The sequence below is a fragment of the Erythrobacter sp. NFXS35 genome (assembly GCF_040148725.1).
Classification (GTDB): domain Bacteria; phylum Pseudomonadota; class Alphaproteobacteria; order Sphingomonadales; family Sphingomonadaceae; genus Erythrobacter.
Genome location: NZ_JAGDEB010000001.1, coordinates 272,700 through 290,927, shown reverse-complemented (window position 1 = coordinate 290,927; position 18,228 = coordinate 272,700). Strand labels below are relative to the sequence as shown.

Genomic DNA, 18,228 nt, shown 5'->3' with positions numbered 1-18,228 from the left:
GCGCCCGGCTCATGAACAGGTTGATGCAGTGACAAGACGCTTTTCCCCGCAAACCAGCACAGCGCGCGCTTTGGCAGCCTGTGTTTTTGCGGGCCGAAGCGCGGCGATCCGCCGCGATCCTGTCATTGCAGACACGAGCTTCGCGCCTTCCGCCCCTTTCGGGCACGGTGTGACTATCCCTTCCGGTCGCCACGCAGGGCTGTCCGGATCATCCCACAATTGGCGTCCCCTCATATCCCGCTCGCGGGTCAGGCCGGACGCATGGAGACTAATTAATGGCAACGCGCATGCTTATCGATGCGCGCCACCCGGAAGAAACACGGGTGGCGGTTCTTACAGGCAACAGGATTGAGGAATTCGATTTTGAATCTGCCGAACACAAGCAGATCAAAGGCAATATCTACCTTGCCAAGGTAACCCGGGTCGAACCTTCGCTGCAGGCGGCATTCGTCGATTTTGGCGGCAATCGCCACGGGTTCCTCGCCTTCAGCGAAATTCATCCCGATTACTACCAGATCCCCAAGGCAGACCGTGACGCGCTGCTGGCCGAAGAGGCCGAGGCCGCCGAGGAAGAGGCCCGGCTGCGCGACGAGGACGAGGACGAAGGCATTTCGCCCGGCGACGAATACGACGCCGAGGACGACAGCGGCGAAGCGCTGGCCGAAGACTTTGCCGAAAACGGCGTCGAGGAAGTCGATACCTCGGACAAGGACGACGTCTCGACCATCGAAGACGGCAGTTCGGACGACGATAACGGCGAAGACGACAACGGCGACAGCGACGAAAACGGCGAAGGCGACAACGGCGAGACGAACGATCGGGATCGCGGTCGCGGTCGGCGCGGACGTCGCCGTCAGGGCAATCGCGGCGACAAGGGCGGCGATAAAGGCAACAACGGCGGCAACAGCAACCGCAGCCGCGCCAAGCAGGTCGACGAGGTTCGCGCCCGCCGCCAGGAACTGCGCCGCCGTTACAAGATCCAGGACGTCATCCAGCGTCGTCAGGTGCTGCTGGTGCAGGTCGTCAAGGAAGAACGCGGCAACAAGGGCGCGGCGCTGACCACCTATCTCAGCCTCGCCGGGCGCTACACCGTGCTGATGCCCAACTCCTCTAGCGGCGGTGGCATCAGCCGCAAGATCAGCTCGACCAGCGATCGCAAGCGCTTGAAGGACATGGTGTCCGATCTCAAGCTGCCGCGCTCCATGGGCCTGATCGTGCGCACCGCCGGGATGAGCCGCACCAAGCCCGAGATCAAGCGCGACTTCGATTACCTCGCCCGCGTGTGGGACGAGATCCGCGAGAACACGCTGGCCTCGGTTGCACCGGCATTGATTCACTCGGACAGCGACCTCATCAAGCGCGCGATCCGTGACATCTACAACAAGGAAATCGAAGAAGTCGTGGTCGAGGGCGAGGACGGCTACAAGTCGGCCAAGGCCTTCATGAAAATGCTGATGCCCAGCCATGCGCGCCGGGTGAAAGCCTATTCCGATCCCGTTCCGCTGTTCCAGCGCTATGGCGCCGAAGATCAGCTGCGCGCAATGTACGATCCGATGGTGCAGCTGAAATCCGGCGGCTATCTGATCATCAATCCTACCGAGGCGCTGGTGTCGATCGACATCAACTCCGGGCGTTCCACCAAGGAACACGGGATCGAACAGACTGCGCTGCACACAAACCTTGAAGCGGCGCGGGAAATCGCCCGCCAGCTGCGCCTGCGCGACATGGCCGGTCTGGTCGTGATCGACTTCATCGACATGGAGTATTCGGGCAACGTCCGCAAAGTCGAAAAGGCGATGAAGGACGCGCTCAAGAATGATCGCGCGCGCATCCAGGTCGGTCGCATCTCCAGCTTCGGGCTGATGGAAATGAGCCGACAGCGGCTGCGTACCGGGGTGCTGGAAGCCACCACCCGCTCTTGCCCGCATTGCGACGGTACGGGCCTCGTGCGCACCGCATCTTCGGCAGGTCTTTCGGCACTACGGTTGATCGAGGACGAAGCGGCCAAGGGTCGCGGAACCGTGATCCGGCTGGCAGCCAGCACCGAAGCGGCGATCTATCTCCTCAATGAAAAGCGCGCCGATCTGGTCGAGATCGAACAGCGTTACGGCGTCACCGTCGAAGTCGTGCCCGAAGGCGAGGAGGAAGGCGCAAAGATGAGCGTCTCCAGCGCCGGTCCGCGTCCGGCGCAGGCACCGCGCTTCGATCCGATCATCGACGAAGACGAGGACGAGGACGAGGATCTTCCCGAGGAGGAAGACGACGTCGCCGAAGACGAAGAGCGCACGCAGGCACCCCGCCGCGAACGCAGCGACAGCGATGATGATGGCGGCCGCAAGAAAAAGCGCCGGCGTCGCCGTGGCGGGCGCAATCGCATCCGGCAGGATCGCGACGACGACGATGCCAATGGCGAAGGCGGCGACGACACCGACAATAATGGCGACAACAGCGGCGAAGACGACGCCGAAGATCGCGCTGAGGCGAACGGCTCCGACAACGGCGAAACAGCCGATGGCGAAGACCGTCCCAAGAAGCGCCGTCGGCGCGGCGGTCGTGGGCGCAAGCGTCGTGACGATAATGGGGATGGTGCCGAAGGCGAGGCTCGCGATAATGGCAATGAAGGCGGCCACGACAGCGGCGATGCCGATAAGGCCGCGCCCGCTGCCGGGCCCGAGATCGCTACCGAACCCGCAGCGGTCGAAGCGGCGGCGGAAGCACCCGCCGAAAAGCCCAAGCGCACCCGTACGCCGCGCAAGAAGAAGGAAGCCGAGCCGGTAGCCGAAGTGGCTACGGAACTCGCGCCCGAACTCGCAGCAGATGCGGCGGCGTCGGAAACCCCTGCCGCCGAGGAAGCGCCGGCCGAGAAGCCGAAGCGCAAGCGCGCACCGCGCAAGCCCAAGGTCGCCGAGGCTCCCGCTGACGATTCGACTGCAGCCGAAGCCCTGTCCGAACAGGTCAAGGAGGACATGGCTGTGGTCGCCGGACCGGACGGCGCACCCGAAACCGCCGAAGCCATGGCCGAGGAAACGCCCAAGCCGAAGCGCCGGAGCAGGGCCAAGGCCGCCGATACTCCGGCGGAAACCGAATCCGAACCCGCCGCCGACGCCAAGCCGCGCCGCGGCTGGTGGCAGCGCACGTTTGGCGAATAGACCGGGCGGCAAATAAGCTGCGGGTCATTCCGAAAGAACAAGGGCGGGAGCGGGCAACCTCTCCCGCCCTTTTTATTGCAGCTTGCGGGCGACACCCCACTCCATCCACCCGGCGAAACGCGGCGCTTTGGGGGTATAGCCCTCGCCCAGTTGATCGACTGCGAAGCCCGCACCAATCAGTGCGCTGCCGATTGGACGGGTGAGATGGCAGCCCCCGGCGAGCGGTTTCCACACCGGCTCGATCCGTTCCTGCCAGCGCTCCACGTCGCGATCGGGCGCGCGGCCATGTTCGAGGAACAGCAACTGCCCGCCGGGGCGCAGAATGCGGCGCATCTCGGCCATCACCTGCGCCGGATCGTCGACCGAGCACAAGGTGAAGGTACACACCGCACAATCGAAACTGGCATCGGCAAAGGGAATCGCCTCGCCCCGCGCCTGCCGCAGGTCGGCTGTCCAGCCCTTGTCCCGCGCCGCTGCACGGGCGCTGTCCAGCAGGCCTTCATGCGGATCGATCCCGGAATAGGAGGTGATCGCTGCCGGGTCGTAGAACTCGTGATTGATCCCGCCGCCGCAGCCCAACTCGAACACATCGCAGCGTGCCAGCGGCACCACTGCGCTGCGGCGTTTCATCACCTGCCCTTGCGAACAGGCGCAGGTGATCAGGCGCGGCATCACGTTCGCTTCGTACCAGCTTTTAAGGCTCATGTGCCCTTCCCTCCATCCGCGCCCGCCGGACTATACTAGCCCAAATTGCGCGTCCGGGAAGGCCGATCAGGCTCCGGTTCGCTTGGCCACTCCGGCAAGGGCCGCAGCAATCCGCACCATGTCCTGCGCCAGTTCGCCTGCAAGCGCATCCCCCGCCAGCCCGTTCCAGCGGGTCAGCTGCGGCATAGACAGCCCGACCCGCATCGTGCCGCCCCAGCCCCCGTTCACGCGCACGCACTTGACCGGCTGACCGAGCCTGATGCCATCCAGCGCCAGCACCTTGTGCGCGGACTGGGCAGCATCGAAGCTTTCGAGCCCCGGCAAGGCGGACAGATCGAGCGTCGCCAGCGTGCGCATTTCGATCGGGCTGTCGCCGTCGTCTTCGCTCCCCGGCGTCACCCGCGACAGGCCCAGCGGCACCATCAGATGTGTTCGCAGCGCCGCTTCGAAGGCGGCGATCATTGCATCGACCCGCGCCATTGGGATAGCCTGAAACCGCTCGATCTCGAACAAGGCCGCTTCCAGCCTGAGCGCGAGCGCGGTATTGGCGCTGTCCTCCAGCACATCGGAACCCGGCCACCCTGCAGGCCATTCCGCGCGGCGGAAGATGCGGGCAAAACCCTGCGGCAGCGGCGCTGCCCCTGCGGACAGGCTTGCAGGCACCAGCGCCCAGCCATTGAACGGCGGCGCGCCGACAAATTTCGAACCGGTCATCAGCACGATCACCCCGCGCGCGAGGTAATCGGCGATCGCCGCGCTGGTGATGCGCGCCTGACAGGCGTCGACCACGAAGGTCGCGTCGTCGCCGAACTCCGCCATCAACCCGTCGAGATCGGATAGCGCAGGCAGCACAAGGCCGGTCTTGGAGCCGTGGACGCAGTGGACGACGCTATGCCGACCGGCCGCGCGCGCCGTTGCGATTTCAAGCCCCATGCCGGCGGCGATTTCCGCGCTGCTGCGCGCCGCACCGTCCGGGCAGCGCACCGGAACGTCGACCAGCGTGATCGCGCCCACGCCGTCCACGTCCTCGCCCGGCCCGACGTCGCCGGTCAGCGCGGTTTCGTCAGCGAAGAAGCGTCCATGCGCGGAATGGATGCAGCCCGAACCGATCTCGTCCGCGCCTAGCAGCACATTGTGAATGCCCGCCGCCCCGCGTCCCAATGCCAGCGCCAGCGCGACATATTCGAGATCGGTGCCGGACGGAGCGAACACGATCTCCGCCTCCGCGCCTATGCCATAGGCAGTTCTGATTCGACCCCGCAGCGCTTCCAGCCTTGCGCCATAGGGAAGCGCCGCGCGCGCACTCGCATTCTCCAGCAGATGCGCGAAGGCATCGGCGGAAATGTCGCTCACGGTCGAGGAGGAATAGGCCAGCACATCGCGCGGATGGGGCGCGGAGAGATAGCGGTTGAGGCCTGTCGCCGGGTCCAGCGCGATCCGCGCATCGCCCCCATCGGCCAGCGCCGCGATCAGCGCCAGCGCATCCTCGGAAGCGTCGAGCCCGGCGAGCGGGCGATTGAGAGGGGGCAAGATGGCAGCCTTTCGCGTGCAAACTGCTGGGAACCCGCGCGGCTCTAAAGAATGCGGGCCATCAATAAAACCGCAAAATGCATCTGGCGCACGCCCGCCTGCAGGACTAAACCGCGCCACTTCCCGCAAGAGGCGCACTGATCCATGACCCCATTCCCCGAACCGCTCCGCATCCCCGAGGACGCCAAGGAGCGGCTGACCATCCTGTTCATCGCCAAGAACGCGCTGTGGGAGGGTGAACTGCACCCCGAAGACGGCAACCATGCGCTCTACCACCGCGAGATGCGCCAGACGCTGGAGGGGCTGGGCCTGAACCTGATGGTCGCGCAGACGCACGAAGTGCTGTTCGATCCGCCCAAGGTCGATTTCGTGTTTCCGCTGCTGAACCGCGCCGGGTTCTTCAATTCGGAAATGCTGCTGCCGCTATTGTGCGAACGCGCGCGCATTCCCTATCTCGGCGCCAGTCCGATCCTGCGCGGGCTGTCGGACGACAAGCACCTTGCCAAGCGTGCGGTCCGCGATGCGGGCGTGCCGACCGCGCCCTGGGCGATCTACCGTCAGGGCGCGCCGATCACCGCCGACAAGTGCCCGCAGGCGACCCGTTATGTCATCAAGCCCAACGCCTCTTCGGCCAGCTGGGGGGTCGAGGACGCCCATGACTGGGCCGGTGTGAAGGCGGCCGTGCAGCGCACCCACGCCGACCGTCATGACGCTATTGTCGAGCCCTTCATCGAAGGCAGCGATGTCGAAGTGCCGGTCATCACCATCAATGGCGAACCGCAAATCCTGCCAATGATGATTTTCCGGCAGGCCGATCCGGCGCATCTGCGCACCTATTACGAAAAGCGCGATCTGGTCGACCGCAGCCAGAAGTACTCGCTCGACCCCTTCACTGATCCGGCGATCGTTGCCCGTATCACCGAACTGACGCACAAGGCGTGGGAGGAATACCGCCCGTTCGATTATGGCCGCTTCGAATTCCGCGTGAACGAGGAAACGGGCGATGTGCAGTTTCTCGAACTGAACCTCAACTGCAACCTGTGGTCGCAAAAGGTGTTCGGCCGCGCAGCGGTGCTGGCGGGCTGGACGCAGGAGCAGCTGATCGAAACGCTGGTGGCAGAGGGCCTCGCACGCCACGGACTGCTCGCCCGCTGAGAACCTGTCAGGCCGAGACTTCGTCTCCGCGGAAATCGAACACCCGGCCCGAATGCTCCGGCCCGAGCCGGGTCAGCACTCCGACGAGATTTTCGGCGGCCTCCGCCGGCGCGGTCAATTGGCCGTCGGGCAGGTTGGACTGGAACGGCTGTGACAGCGCGGAATCGACCGTGCCGGGGTGCAGCCCTGCGATCACGCCGTCGGGGTGGGTGCGTGCCATCTCCAGCGCGAAGTTGCGCAACAGCATGTTGAGCGCGGCCTTCGAGGCGCGGTAGGAATGCCATCCGCCTAATCGGTTGTCTGAAATCGAACCCACCCGCGCGCTCAGCGCCGCAAACACGAAGCGCTGGCCGCGCGGCATCAGCGGTAGCATGTGCTTCGCGATCAGCGCGGGGCCGATGGTGTTCAGTGCCAGCACCTCGGCCATGGCGGCTGCATCGAGCCGCTTATAGGTGCGTTCCGGGCCTGTGCCTCCGGGCAGCGTCAGCGCGCCGGTCGCCACGATCACCCATTCGGGCGGGTCGTCGCGCATCGTTTCGGCTGCGGCCGCGATGCTAGTTTCGTCGGTGAGATCGAAGGCGAACGGGCGATAGCCTGCGCCCGCCGGCTGCGTGCCGCCGCGCGATCCGGCGTGGATAAGCCTGGTCCCATGCGCCGCCAGACGTTCGCACAGCGCACGCCCGATGCCTCCCGAAGCGCCGAACACCGCCGCGCTGCGCGGCCATTGCTGCGCCTGCTGTCCTACATCATCCATGCCAGCTAAAGCACTGGCATGTCCCGCTGGTTCCGCCCTTTTTGCTGCTATCGTACCCGCGCCTGCCGCGCGGTCATCGCCCACGAGGTTTTTCGATCCCTGGACAGTGTCTCATGTGTCTCCAACATGCTCGCGCCGCGGTGTTCAACCTGTGTGCGAAAGCGTGCAACACCTGTGCCGCACCCGCCGCTTGCCTCACAGGGATCAGGCGTTAGATAGGGTGCAAATCACAACGGGATCACTCAATGGCGACCTTCACTCTCCCCAAGAATTCCAAGATCCGCAACGACGGCAAGGTGCACAAGTCTGCTGGCGGCCGGGTCAAGTCGTTCAAGGTCTATCGCTACGATCCCGACAGCGGCCAGAACCCGCGTTACGACAAGTTCGAACTCGATCTCGACGATTGCGGCCCGATGGTGCTGGATGCATTGTTCAAGATCAAGAACGAGATCGACCCGACGCTGACCTTCCGCCGTTCATGCCGCGAAGGCATTTGCGGATCGTGTTCGATGAACATGAACGGCAAGAACGGCCTCGCCTGCACCACCGCGATCGAGGATCTGAAGGGCGAAATTCGCATCACCCCGCTGCCGCATATGGACGTGATCAAGGATCTGGTGCCCGATTTCACGCACTTCTATGCGCAATATGCCTCGATCCGTCCGTGGCTGCAGACCGTCACCCCGACGCCGAGCGGGAAGGAGCGGCTGCAATCGCCCGAGCAGCGCGAACAGCTCGACGGGTTGTACGAATGCATCCTGTGCGCCTGCTGTTCGACCGCCTGCCCGAGCTATTGGTGGAACTCCGACAAGTTCCTCGGCCCGGCGATCCTGCTGCAGGCCTATCGCTGGCTGGCTGACAGCCGCGACGAGATGACAGGCGAGCGGCTCGACGATCTGGAAGACCCGTTCCGGCTGTATCGCTGCCACACCATCATGAACTGCGCCAACGTCTGTCCCAAGGGCCTCAATCCGGCCAAGGCGATTGCCGAAACCAAGAAGATGATGGCCGAACGCAGCCTGTAATGCCGCCGGCCTCAACGCCTTGCGCTGCGGCACAGCCGGATGCCGTTGCGATCGAACGGGGCTCGGCACAAGACGACGCGCAAGTGCGATCCTACTTCGCAGCCGGCCCCGATCATCCGGTGATCTTCACCGATGCGACCGCAGGTTGGCCCGCGCTTGCGAACTGGTCGATGGAATCCTTCGCGCGCGAGCATGGTGCCGACCTCGGGTTCGTGCAGATGGGCTTTTACGACTGGTGCGGCGGCAGGGCGACCTCGCTCGGGGATTTCATCGCCAAACTCGACCAACCGGTCAGTTCGCTCTCGGGTTTCTGGATCGACAGCGATTACCGGCCGACGCCCACCCCTCCCGCTGACCCGGAAAGCCTGTGGAGCTTCATTTGGGAAGGCCTTACCAAACACGCCAGTATGCGGAACGATGTCGGGCAGTATCCACGCGGCGCGCGTGACCTGTTCGAAGGCATGGAGAAGTCAGCCTATGCCGCACTGGAGAAGGTGACGGACAATTCGTACCGGACGCTTTACCTCAGCCGGAAGGGCACAATCACCCCGTGGCACTGCGACCTTCACGGGACGATCGGCAGCCTTGCGCAGTTCGAAGGGCGCAAACGCATAAATCTGATGCCCGGCTATGACAGCGACGATCCGCAAAACGAGGGATTCGATCCCGAATCTCCCGATTACGAGCGCTTCCCGCAATTGGCCGGACGCCCGATCTTTCAAGCAATCATCGAACCGGGAGACATGCTCATCATCCCTCCGCACTGGTGGCATCACGTCCGCAGCCTTAGCCACTCCATCACCTTGAGCTACAACTTCGTGGTCCCGGAAAATGCTTCACAGTTCCTCGCCAGCGTACAGGCAAGCGAAGAGGGGCAAGCGGCTTCGCCCGAACACCGCCGACTGATCGAAGTAGCTTTCGCACCGGAACGTCTCGCCGAGGCAGCCCAGTGGTGAGCGTGGCCGCCTTCGATCATGCGCCCCTCGCACCCGAAGTCGCAGGGGGCGAGGATGGTTGGTACAGCTGGAATCTCACCGATCCCACCCGCTTCAACACGGCGGTGCTGGGCGAAATGCGGGTCCGCAAGGAAGCGCACCTGTGCCGCCTGCGAATGTTTCCGGAACGACGCCACACCAATCTGACCAATAATATTCACGGCGCAGTGACGCTGGGGCTGATCGATATCGCCTTGTTCGCGGCCATGCACATCAACGGCAGTGGCGAAGCCGGGCCCTCGGTAACGGTGGAATTGTCGACGCAGTTCGTGGGCGCGGGCGATCCCTCGCGGCCGCTCGACGCGGTGAGCGAGATCGTGCGCGAGACCGGGCGGATGCTGTTCCTGCGCGGCTTCGCGGTGCAACCCCGCGATGACGGCGGCGAGGACATCATCGCCAGCTTCTCAGGCATCGTGCGCAAGATGCGCTCGCGCGGTTGACGCATCGCTGTGACCGGATTGCTTGCCCGTTACGATGCAATGATCGCCAGCGGCGAATTGCGCGCCGATGCGGATCAGCGCGCAGCTGCCGAACGGCTCGACCTGCTGCAACGCGAGTTGGAAGCCCCGCCGCCCAAACGGGGCCTGTTCGCCCGCCTGACCGGAACGGCAGCCTCCACGCGCGATCCGCGCGGTGTCTACCTTTGGGGCGGCGTCGGACGCGGCAAGTCGATGCTGATGGACCTGTTCGTCGAGACGCTCGCGATTCCGGCCAAGCGCCGCGTTCACTTCCACGCCTTCATGCTCGAGGTCGATCGTCTGGTCGCAGAACAGCGCAGGGCTCAGCAGCAAGACCCCTTGATAGCGGTCGCGCTGCGGATGGGTGAAAAGCTGCGGTGCCTCGCGTTCGACGAGATGGTGGTGAACAACACCGCCGATGCTGCAATCATGGGGCGATTCTTCGCCGCGCTGATGGAAAGCGGCACGGTGATCGTCACCACCAGCAATCGCCCGCCCAAAGACCTCTACAAGGACGGACTTAACCGCTCGCTGTTCCTGCCCTTCATCGATCTGGTCGAGTCGCGGATGGACGTGCTGAGCCTCAACGGCCCGACCGATTACCGGCTGGACCGGATCGGCGGGCTGGCAACCTGGCACTCCCCCATCGGCGATGCGGCCACCGCGCAGGTGCGCGAGGCGTTCTTCCGCCTCACCGACTTCGATCCGGACGATGCGGCCCACGTGCCGAGCGGCGAGCTCGATCTGGGCGGCGGACGCACGCTGCATGTGCCCAAGAGCCTCAAGGGCGTGGGCGTGTTCAGCTTCAAGAAGCTGTGCGGCGCAAACCGCGGCGCGGCGGATTACCTCGCCATCGCGCAGGCCTATCACACCGTCATTATCGTCGGTGTACCGAAGATGGGGCCGGAAAACCGCAACGAGGCGATCCGCTTCACCAAGCTGGTGGATGCACTTTACGAAAATCGGGTGAAGCTGTTCGTCACCGCCGCCGCTGCGCCCGAGGAGCTGTATCAGGCGGGCGACGGTGCGTTCGAGTTCGAGCGCACGGTTAGCCGGCTCAATGAAATGCAGAGCAATGAATACATGGCGCTGGGCCACGGCGCCGAAGGTTAGTAGGACACCCCAAGCCGTTCGAGCGACTTTTCCAGCATCAGCAATTGCCAAAGGGTCCGTGAATGGTCGGTCCGGCCCGCGATGTGCGCCTCTGCCAGCGCAGCGATGGCCTTGGGATCGAAGAAGCCGGTCTGGGCCAGCCCGCCGCTGGCAATCCCCCGCGCCGCGCCCGCAAGCGGCCCGCGTAGCCATTCGGCAATCGGGGTGACGAAGCCCTGCTTGGGCCGGTAGAGAATATCCTGCGGTAAATAGCGTTCGAGCGACTTCTTGAGCAGATACTTGCCCGTGCCGCCCTTAACGCGCATCCCTTCGGGCAGGCGTGCGGCAAACTCCACCAGACGGTGATCGAGCAGCGGTTCCCGCGCCTCGAGGCTCACCGCCATGCTGGTACGGTCGACCTTGGTAAGAATGTCGCCGGGCATCCAGAAGGTGAGATCGGCATATTGCGCACGGTCGAGGCCGGATCGGCCCGGTGCGCGCCGCATAAGCGCGATCAACTCGTCCTCACCGCGAAACCCTGCGAGGCTGGAGGTAAAGGCGTCGGAATAGAGCCCCGCCCGCGTTTCCGGCGTGGTGACCGAAAGTCCACGTGCGTAGCCTTCCTCCCCGCTTTCCGAGAGCGCCAGCAACGTCGCCTTGGCACGCAGCGGACGCGGCGCCAAATCGGCCTGGGGCCATGCGCGTCCGAGCGTGCCGAACAGCGACCCGCGCAAGCCAGCGGGCAGCACGGCGCGCGCGCGTTCCTCGTGGTGGTGGAACACCTGCCGCCGGTAGCCCGCGAACGCCTCGTCCGCGCCATCACCCGACAGCGCCACGGTCACCCGCTCGCGGGCCAATTGGCACACCCGCCACGTGGGCAATGCCGAGGCATCGGCGAACGGCTCGTCGAACATCGCAGCAAGCTGGTCGATGGCGGAAAAATCATCGGTGGCGACGATCCGTTCCTGATGATCCGCGCCGAACTTGGCAGCGACCTGACGGGCATAGCTGGTCTCGTCATAGGCGGCGACGTCGAACCCGATCGAGCAGGTCTGCACCGGCTGGCTCGACGCCTCGCTCATCAGCGCAACCACGCCCGAAGAATCCACCCCGCCGGAAAGGAACGCGCCGAGCGGCACATCGGCGACCATGCGCGAGCGGACGCCTTCGCGCATCAGGTGCACCAGTTGCGCCGACAGATCGGCCTCGCTCCCGCGCTCACGGCTGGTGAAATCGATGTCCCACCAGCGCTGCGGACGTCCCGGCGCGCGGCCTTGCTGCAGCAGCCAGAAATGCCCGGCAGGCAGCTTTTCCACCCCTGCGAGGATCGAATGCGCGTCGGGCACATAGCCCCACGTCATGTAGGACTCCAACGCCTGCGGATTGACCCGGCGGCGTAACAGCGGGTGCGCAAGCAGGCCCTTGAGTTCAGAGGCGAAGGCGATGCTGCCATCCGACAGGTACGTCATGAACAGCGGTTTCACCCCGAACCGGTCGCGCGCCAGGAACAGCTGGCGTTTCTCGCGGTCGAACAGCGCGAAAGCGAACATACCGTCAAGCCGGCTGAGGCAATCCGGTCCCCAGCGCTGCCACGCGGCAAGGATCACCTCCGTATCGCCGGCCGTGCGGAAGGTGAAGCCCGCCTGCTCCAGCTCGCGGCGAAGCTCACGGAAATTGTAGATTTCCCCATTGAAGACAATCACCGCACGCGCATCTGCGGAATGCATCGGCTGCGGCGATCCGGCAAGATCGATGATCGACAATCGGCGATGACCGAGCCCGACGCCGTGGTCGGTCCACACCCCCGCCCCATCCGGCCCGCGATGCACCAATGCATCGCACATCCGCTCAACCCGCGCGGGATCGACCGGCTTGGGCGTCTCCGCATGAAAGATCCCGGCAATCCCGCACATACCGGCGAGCGCCTAGAGCATGGCGCCGAGTGCGGCAATCGCAGCCATACCGGCAATCGCGAGTGCAGCGCTGGTCGGCGCAAACCGGCGGGATTCGGCGCGGTCGAGCCAGTGCCACCGCGCCAGCGTTGCCGAGCGCCAGCCATTCTCGTCCGGCTCACGCTCGAAATACCGCCATGTCATCCCCAGCAGCACGACGACGACGATGGCGAAGAAGATCCAGCCATAGACAATGTGATCGAACCCTGTCGCCGCTTCCGCTCCGATATGCTGCGCGACATAGATTGTCGCCCATGCCCGCACCCCGTTGGCGAGGATCGGAACGATGATGCAAGCGGCGAGAAAACCCGCGCGGCGCGACCAGCTTTCGAACCGGGTGAAGCACACCAGCACGCCGAGCGTCAGCATGGCAATCAGGAACTTCACACCCGAACAGGCTTCGGCGACGATGAAGAGGCCCGCAGGCGTATCGATGTAGATGCCATCGATGCGGGCAGGAACGCCGCTCCACCCTGTCAGCGCAATGGCGATGTCGGCGGTGATGAATTGCAGCGGCGGAATAATCTCGTCGCCGAACGGCACAAGGAATACGCCCATCGCCAGCGGTAGGGCCAGCAGCAGCGCGGCGCGCAGGCCAAGCACGGTGACAAGCGCCGCCTGAAGCGCGCCGACGGCTCCGGCATGGGCGAGAAGGTTAATCCCGCTGGCACCGCCAAACCACCACAGTCCGAGCGCTGCGGCGACCAGCGCAAGACCGGGAAGAAATACTTTTGGCGTGATCGACGCCAGTTCACCACCTTTCAACACCGCCAGCCAGCCGATGATGAACGGGACCAGCAGCAAGTGATTATAAGTGTCGATGTTCCACCATTGGTGCAGCATCTCGCCCCATTCGCGCGCGGTCACCAGCAGCAGCGCGAACCAGACGGCGGCGAGTGCGGCCAATGGCGTGCGCCACGGCGTCGGGACGCGGGCGAACAGCGTGGTTTCCGGCACGGCCAGTGCGGCGCGATCAGGCGGCATCGCGCACATCCTTGCCATCCATGCCCAGTAGTGCCGCCAGCGGTGCCAGCATCGCCGCCCATCCATGCTGCTCGATCACGAACCGGCGCGCTGCCGCGCCCATGCGCGAGCGTGCATCCGGGTCAGAAAGGAGGGGCACAAGCCGCGCGCACATGACGGCCGGATCGGCTTCGCATACCTGCCAGTGCTTACCGTCCTCGGCCGCGATTCCGGTGGCTGCTTCGGCGGTAAGCACCACCGGGCGCGCCATCGCCATCGCCTCCAGCACCTTGTTTTGCACCCCGCGTGCGATCAGGAGCGGCGCAAGCACCACGTCGGCAGCGGCAAGGAACGGGCGCACATCGGGCACCTCGCCCCACACCTGCACACCCGGCAAGCCATGCTGCGCCATCAGCCGGGCGGTCGGATTGCGACCAACAACGTGAAACAGCGCGTCGGGGTAGCGTGCGCGCAGTTTCGGCATCAGCGCCTCGATCACCCACAGCGCGGCCTGTTCGTTGGGGCGGTAATCCATCTGGCCTGTGAAAACGAAATGCGGCCCTGACAATCCGGCGAGCAGCGTATGGCTGCCCACCTTCGCCGGATCGAACGCATCCGCATCGATCCCGTTGCCGATCACCTGCACATTGGCGCCATCGGGCACTGCGAGCCGGCTGCGATACAGCGCGGCCTCGGCCTCGGAGATCAGCAGCGTCGCATCGGCGCGGTGGCCGAGCCGTTCTTCCTCCGCCGCCAGCAACCGCGCCTCGCGGGCGTTGAGCCACACGCGCTCGCCCGCTGCGGCGTAGCTGGCGAACTTGGCGCTATCGACATCGCACAGGTCAATCACCACCCGGCCCTTGAAGTCCGCCGGGACATATTGCCCCATCTGGCCGGAGAATACGACAATAGCGCCAATGTCGCGCGCGGCGATTGTCTGCCGCACCCACGCGGCAAGCGTGTGCGAATGGAACCCGGTCAGGCTGACTGGCTTGCCCGCCAGAATCGCTTCGACACCGGCAAGCGCCAACGGCTTCCCGCGTGGGACTATGCACTGCGAAGTCGCCACCTCAGACAGCGCAGCCTCCCCATTGCGCTCACCTTCGGCGAAGCACCCGACATGCACCGGGGCGAGCCGCGCCAGCGCCTTGAGCAAGTGATGCGAACGGATCCGGTCGCCGCGATCGGGCGGAAATGGCACGCGGTGGGCAAGGAACAGGATCTCGCCCATCTACGCGAGCCCGCGCGCGATCCACGGCCCCAGAATGTTGGCGATGGGCAGCGGCAGCTTCTTCCATAGCGCGATCTTGCGGCTGTAGCCGGCGTCGGTGGGGTCGATGTTGCGCGCCCGCGCCCCCGGCGCGGTCCATGCGCCATAGGTCAGCGGTTGGGGCGCAAAGCCCCAGTTCTTTTTGAAGGCATACGGCCCGCTGCCCGTCTTGGAGCGCCCGAAATCGAAGCAGGTCATGCCCCTCGCCCGCGCATGGAGCATCAGCTCGTAATACATGCGCTCATTGGCGCGCGCCGCGCGGGCGGCAAAGGTGCCGCCGCCCCAGAACGGCATCACCGCGCCTTCGTGATAGAAGCTGAGCACGCTCGCCAGTGGGGTATCGGCGTCCCACACGGTCAGGATGTCGCTGCTGTCCGGAAAAGCCTCCAGCATCGCCCGGAACAGCCTGCGCGGAAACACCGGCGTGCCGAGATTGCGCACGCTAGCGCTGTAGCAGGCGTAATGCGCAGCCAGATCATCCGCCCCTCGCCCGATGGTCACGCGATGCCCCAGCGCCAACCCCTTGCGCACCTCGGCGCGGGCCTTGCGCGGGATCGCGTTGAGCTCGGCCTCGTCGCTGTGGGCGAGCGGGCGGAGGAAGCCGCAATGCCTGTCGTTCCACGCTTCCCATGCCTCGGGCACCGGCCCGCCGCGCAGTTCGATGCCGGCAAAACCGCCGCGCATGGCGTGATCTTCCGCTGCCCTTGCCAATACTCGCGCCGCATCCGGATTATCCGCGATCATCCCGCCGCCGACTCCGAAGCCGCTGGACACCAACGCCTTGCCGAACAAGGCGGATCGCACCTCGGTCAGCGGCAACCAGCCGGTGACCACGCCGAGCCGTTCGCAGACAAGCCCGGCGGCGCGCTGGCCCGTGCCCACCTCCACCCCTTGCAACCATGCCGGGCGGTGGAACAGGCTTGCTGCGTGTTCGGCGACGAAACCCTCGATCCGGCGCAACTCGTCCGCATCGCGCCAATCGAGAGCGCGCACCTGCTGTCCAGCTTTCACCGGCGCATTCATGCCGCAAACTCTTCTGCGCTGCTGTCGGCAGGCACCGGCAACTCGCCCGCCCGCGCAGCCTCGCGGTGGGCGATCATGTCCATCCGGCCCCAGCGGAATTCGTGCACCAACCCGCGCAGCTTGTCGGCCATCCTGGCTAGGCCGGCGTAATGCCGAATGCGCGAGCGCAGCGGCGCGTGCGCGACGCGCGGCTGGTCGGGATCGATTTCCCATGGATGAAAATAGAACACCGCCGGACGTCCCTCGTCGCGGTTCACCTGCCGGATCGCCCAACGCGAAAAGCCATAGGGCAGCACCCGGAAGAAGCCCCCGCCGCCTGCCGCCACCCGCCGCCCGGCGAGCATGGCAGTGGTCACCGGAAGCTCGACCAGCGGCGACCACGCCAGTGGGCGGAAGGCAAAGCGCGGGGCCTCGGGCCAGCCATAGTGATCATGCGCCACCGGGGCGACGCTGGAGGAATAGGCATAGCCCTGCTCGGCCAGTTCGGCGAAGGCCCAAGGCGTGCGATGGTCAATCGAAAAGCTCGGCGCGCGGTAGCCCGTCACCGCTACGCCCGAACAATCCTGAAGGATGTCGCGCGCCTTGCGGATATCCTCGGCAAATTCGCGGCGCGAGAAGGTGAACACTCGCGCGTGGTCATAACCGTGGCTGGCGATTTCGTGGCCTGCCTCCGCAATCCGGCGGATCATAGCGGGATGGCGTTTCGCCACCCAACCCAGCGTGAAGAAGGTCGCCTTCACATCGGCCTCGGCGAACAGGTCGATGATGCGTGCGACGTTGTCCTCAACCCGCGTGCCGATCGCGTCCCAATCGCTGCGGGCGATGACGTTCTCGAACGCGCCCACCTGAAACCAGTCCTCGACATCGACCGAAAGACCGTTGACGATTGACGGGGCGGCAGGGAACGGGGCGGCAGGCTCGGGCAGGGGATGAAGCGGCGCGTTCACTGTCACGCAGCCTCGCGCGAAGGGTCGTCCTCGAGCCACTCGATCAACATGGCGAGCACGTGGCGGAAGGATTGCTCCTGCTCTTCCAGCCGCAATTCGATGCGCTCCAGTTCCGCGGCAAAACGCGCTTCGGCGATAAGGGTTTCCTCGGGCGAGAGCGCCTCTCCGCCCTGCTCGCGCGGACCAATGCCTGCGGCCTGCAATTCGCTGATGGCGGCTTCAAGTTCTGCGGTGCGGGCATCGCGATCCGCCAGCAGCGCGGCGACCTCGACCGCTGGCAGGCTGTCGGAGGTGCTTGCGGGCTTATCGGTGATTGCTGGTGCGGCATTCTGCAGCGCGCTGACCGGTGCCGTCCGCAGATCGCCGTGGCCTTGCGCGCCGCGGGTCTGATCGGTTGCCATCTCGGCCACAACCTCATCGAGCATCGCCAGCGTCAAATCACTGCGTTCCTCGATCGCGCCCAGCAGCAGCAGGCGGTTCATCACCTGGTTGACCCGGCGCGGGATCCCATCGGTGTGGCGATAGAGCGCTTCAAGCAACTCTTCAGTCACGCCCGGATGCCCGTCCCACCCAACATGGCCAAGCCGGTGGCGCACGTAATCGGATACTTCGTCTTCATCGAGCGCTTCGAGGTGGTGCGAGGCGATAATCCGCTGGCGCAGTTGCTCCAGCCCCGGATGATGCGCCAGCAGACGCCGGAATTCGGGTTGGCCCAGCAGCAGGCTTTGGAGCAGCGGGTGAGATCCGAGCTGGAAGTTGGAAAGCATCCGCAGTTCTTCGAGCGCGGCGAGATCGAGGTTCTGGCATTCATCCACCACCAACAGGCAACGCCGCCCGGCGCGGGCCTCGTCCTGCAGGTGGCGTTCGATGGCGCCCAGTGCCCCAGCCTTGTCGTGCCCTTCGACCGCCAGCCCGAACGCCTGCGCGACGACGTGCACCAGTTCCTCGCCATCCAGCGCGCTGGTCACGACCTGCGCCACTGTCAGCGCCGCCGGATCGACCCGCTCCATCAGGTGCGCCACCAGTGTAGACTTGCCCGCCCCCACCTCGCCGGTGATGACGATGAAGCCTTCACCTTGCGCCAGACCATAGCCGAGATAGCTCATCGCCTTCTTATGGCTGACACTCTCGAAATAGAACTGCGGATCGGGCGTCAGCTGGAATGGCCGAGCGGTGAAACCATAATATTGTTCGTACATGAGCGGTCGCT

Annotated in this window: 15 protein-coding genes; 6 read left to right on the top strand and 9 right to left on the bottom strand. The window is 65.1% G+C overall.

Annotated elements, in window-relative coordinates:
• The first annotated feature begins 275 nt into the window (after positions 1-275).
• Entirely contained in the window at positions 276-3,149 is a 2,874-nt protein-coding gene (locus tag J3454_RS01440) for an Rne/Rng family ribonuclease (RefSeq protein ID WP_349511980.1), read from the top strand.
• Positions 3,150-3,221: 72 nt separating this feature from the next.
• Here J3454_RS01440 and J3454_RS01435 read toward each other — a convergent pair whose 3' ends face one another.
• Positions 3,222-3,854 carry a class I SAM-dependent methyltransferase gene (locus J3454_RS01435; protein ID WP_349511979.1) on the bottom strand — a complete coding sequence of 211 codons (633 nt, stop codon included), beginning with the start codon at positions 3,852-3,854 and terminating at the stop codon, positions 3,222-3,224.
• 66 nt (positions 3,855-3,920) lie between these two features.
• The gene (locus tag J3454_RS01430; RefSeq protein ID WP_349511978.1) at positions 3,921-5,384 is read right to left on the bottom strand and encodes a hypothetical protein; all 1,464 of its coding nucleotides are present in this window, start codon (positions 5,382-5,384) and stop codon (positions 3,921-3,923) included.
• Positions 5,385-5,528: 144 nt separating this feature from the next.
• On the opposite strand from J3454_RS01430, the gene J3454_RS01425 reads away from it, so the two are divergent.
• Positions 5,529-6,539 carry a D-alanine--D-alanine ligase family protein gene (locus J3454_RS01425; protein ID WP_349511977.1) on the top strand — a complete coding sequence of 337 codons (1,011 nt, stop codon included), beginning with the start codon at positions 5,529-5,531 and terminating at the stop codon, positions 6,537-6,539.
• A 7-nt stretch (positions 6,540-6,546) separates the two neighbouring features.
• On the opposite strand, the gene J3454_RS01420 is transcribed toward J3454_RS01425, so the two are convergent.
• The gene (locus J3454_RS01420) at positions 6,547-7,293 is read right to left on the bottom strand and encodes an SDR family NAD(P)-dependent oxidoreductase (RefSeq protein WP_349511976.1); all 747 of its coding nucleotides are present in this window, start codon (positions 7,291-7,293) and stop codon (positions 6,547-6,549) included.
• A 245-nt stretch (positions 7,294-7,538) separates the two neighbouring features.
• On the opposite strand from J3454_RS01420, the gene J3454_RS01415 reads away from it, so the two are divergent.
• From J3454_RS01415 to zapE, 4 genes are read left to right on the top strand one after another with little or no spacing between them, the layout of a single operon-like run.
• The gene (locus J3454_RS01415; protein WP_349511975.1) at positions 7,539-8,318 is read left to right on the top strand and encodes a succinate dehydrogenase iron-sulfur subunit; all 780 of its coding nucleotides are present in this window, start codon (positions 7,539-7,541) and stop codon (positions 8,316-8,318) included.
• Positions 8,318-9,274, top strand: coding sequence for a cupin-like domain-containing protein (locus J3454_RS01410; protein ID WP_349511974.1), 957 nt, complete (start codon positions 8,318-8,320; stop codon positions 9,272-9,274). Before J3454_RS01415 ends, J3454_RS01410 begins: the two co-directional genes overlap by 1 nt.
• Positions 9,271-9,753 (top strand): PaaI family thioesterase, encoded by a 483-nt coding sequence (locus tag J3454_RS01405; protein WP_349511973.1) that lies wholly within the window; start codon positions 9,271-9,273, stop codon positions 9,751-9,753. The genes J3454_RS01410 and J3454_RS01405 overlap by 4 nt, the downstream gene beginning before the upstream one ends.
• Positions 9,754-9,762: 9 nt before the next feature.
• Complete coding sequence (gene zapE, locus J3454_RS01400) at positions 9,763-10,884, top strand: cell division protein ZapE (protein WP_349511972.1); 1,122 nt, start codon at positions 9,763-9,765, stop codon at positions 10,882-10,884.
• Here the strand turns inward: zapE and J3454_RS01395 are convergent.
• Genes J3454_RS01395 through J3454_RS01370 form a run of 6 tightly spaced genes read right to left on the bottom strand, consistent with a single transcriptional unit; the run spans position 10,881 to position 18,217 of the window.
• Positions 10,881-12,776 carry an XrtA/PEP-CTERM system amidotransferase gene (locus J3454_RS01395; RefSeq protein ID WP_349511971.1) on the bottom strand — a complete coding sequence of 632 codons (1,896 nt, stop codon included), beginning with the start codon at positions 12,774-12,776 and terminating at the stop codon, positions 10,881-10,883. The genes zapE and J3454_RS01395 overlap by 4 nt on opposite strands.
• A gap of 12 nt (positions 12,777-12,788) precedes the next feature.
• Positions 12,789-13,799 carry an exosortase A gene (xrtA, locus tag J3454_RS01390; RefSeq protein ID WP_349511970.1) on the bottom strand — a complete coding sequence of 337 codons (1,011 nt, stop codon included), beginning with the start codon at positions 13,797-13,799 and terminating at the stop codon, positions 12,789-12,791.
• A complete protein-coding gene (locus J3454_RS01385) occupies positions 13,789-15,009 on the bottom strand; it encodes a TIGR03087 family PEP-CTERM/XrtA system glycosyltransferase (protein WP_349511969.1) in 1,221 nt (406 codons plus the stop codon). The genes xrtA and J3454_RS01385 overlap by 11 nt, the downstream gene beginning before the upstream one ends.
• On the bottom strand, positions 15,010-16,071 hold the full coding sequence (locus tag J3454_RS01380; RefSeq protein WP_349511968.1) for a FemAB family XrtA/PEP-CTERM system-associated protein: 1,062 nt from the start codon (positions 16,069-16,071) through the stop codon (positions 15,010-15,012).
• Positions 16,068-17,018, bottom strand: coding sequence for an XrtA system polysaccharide deacetylase (locus J3454_RS01375; protein WP_349511967.1), 951 nt, complete (start codon positions 17,016-17,018; stop codon positions 16,068-16,070). Before J3454_RS01375 ends, J3454_RS01380 begins: the two co-directional genes overlap by 4 nt.
• A 2-nt stretch (positions 17,019-17,020) precedes the next feature.
• Positions 17,021-18,217, bottom strand: a complete 1,197-nt coding sequence (locus tag J3454_RS01370) for an XrtA/PEP-CTERM system-associated ATPase (protein ID WP_349511966.1) — start codon at positions 18,215-18,217, stop codon at positions 17,021-17,023.
• Positions 18,218-18,228: the final 11 nt, after the last annotated feature.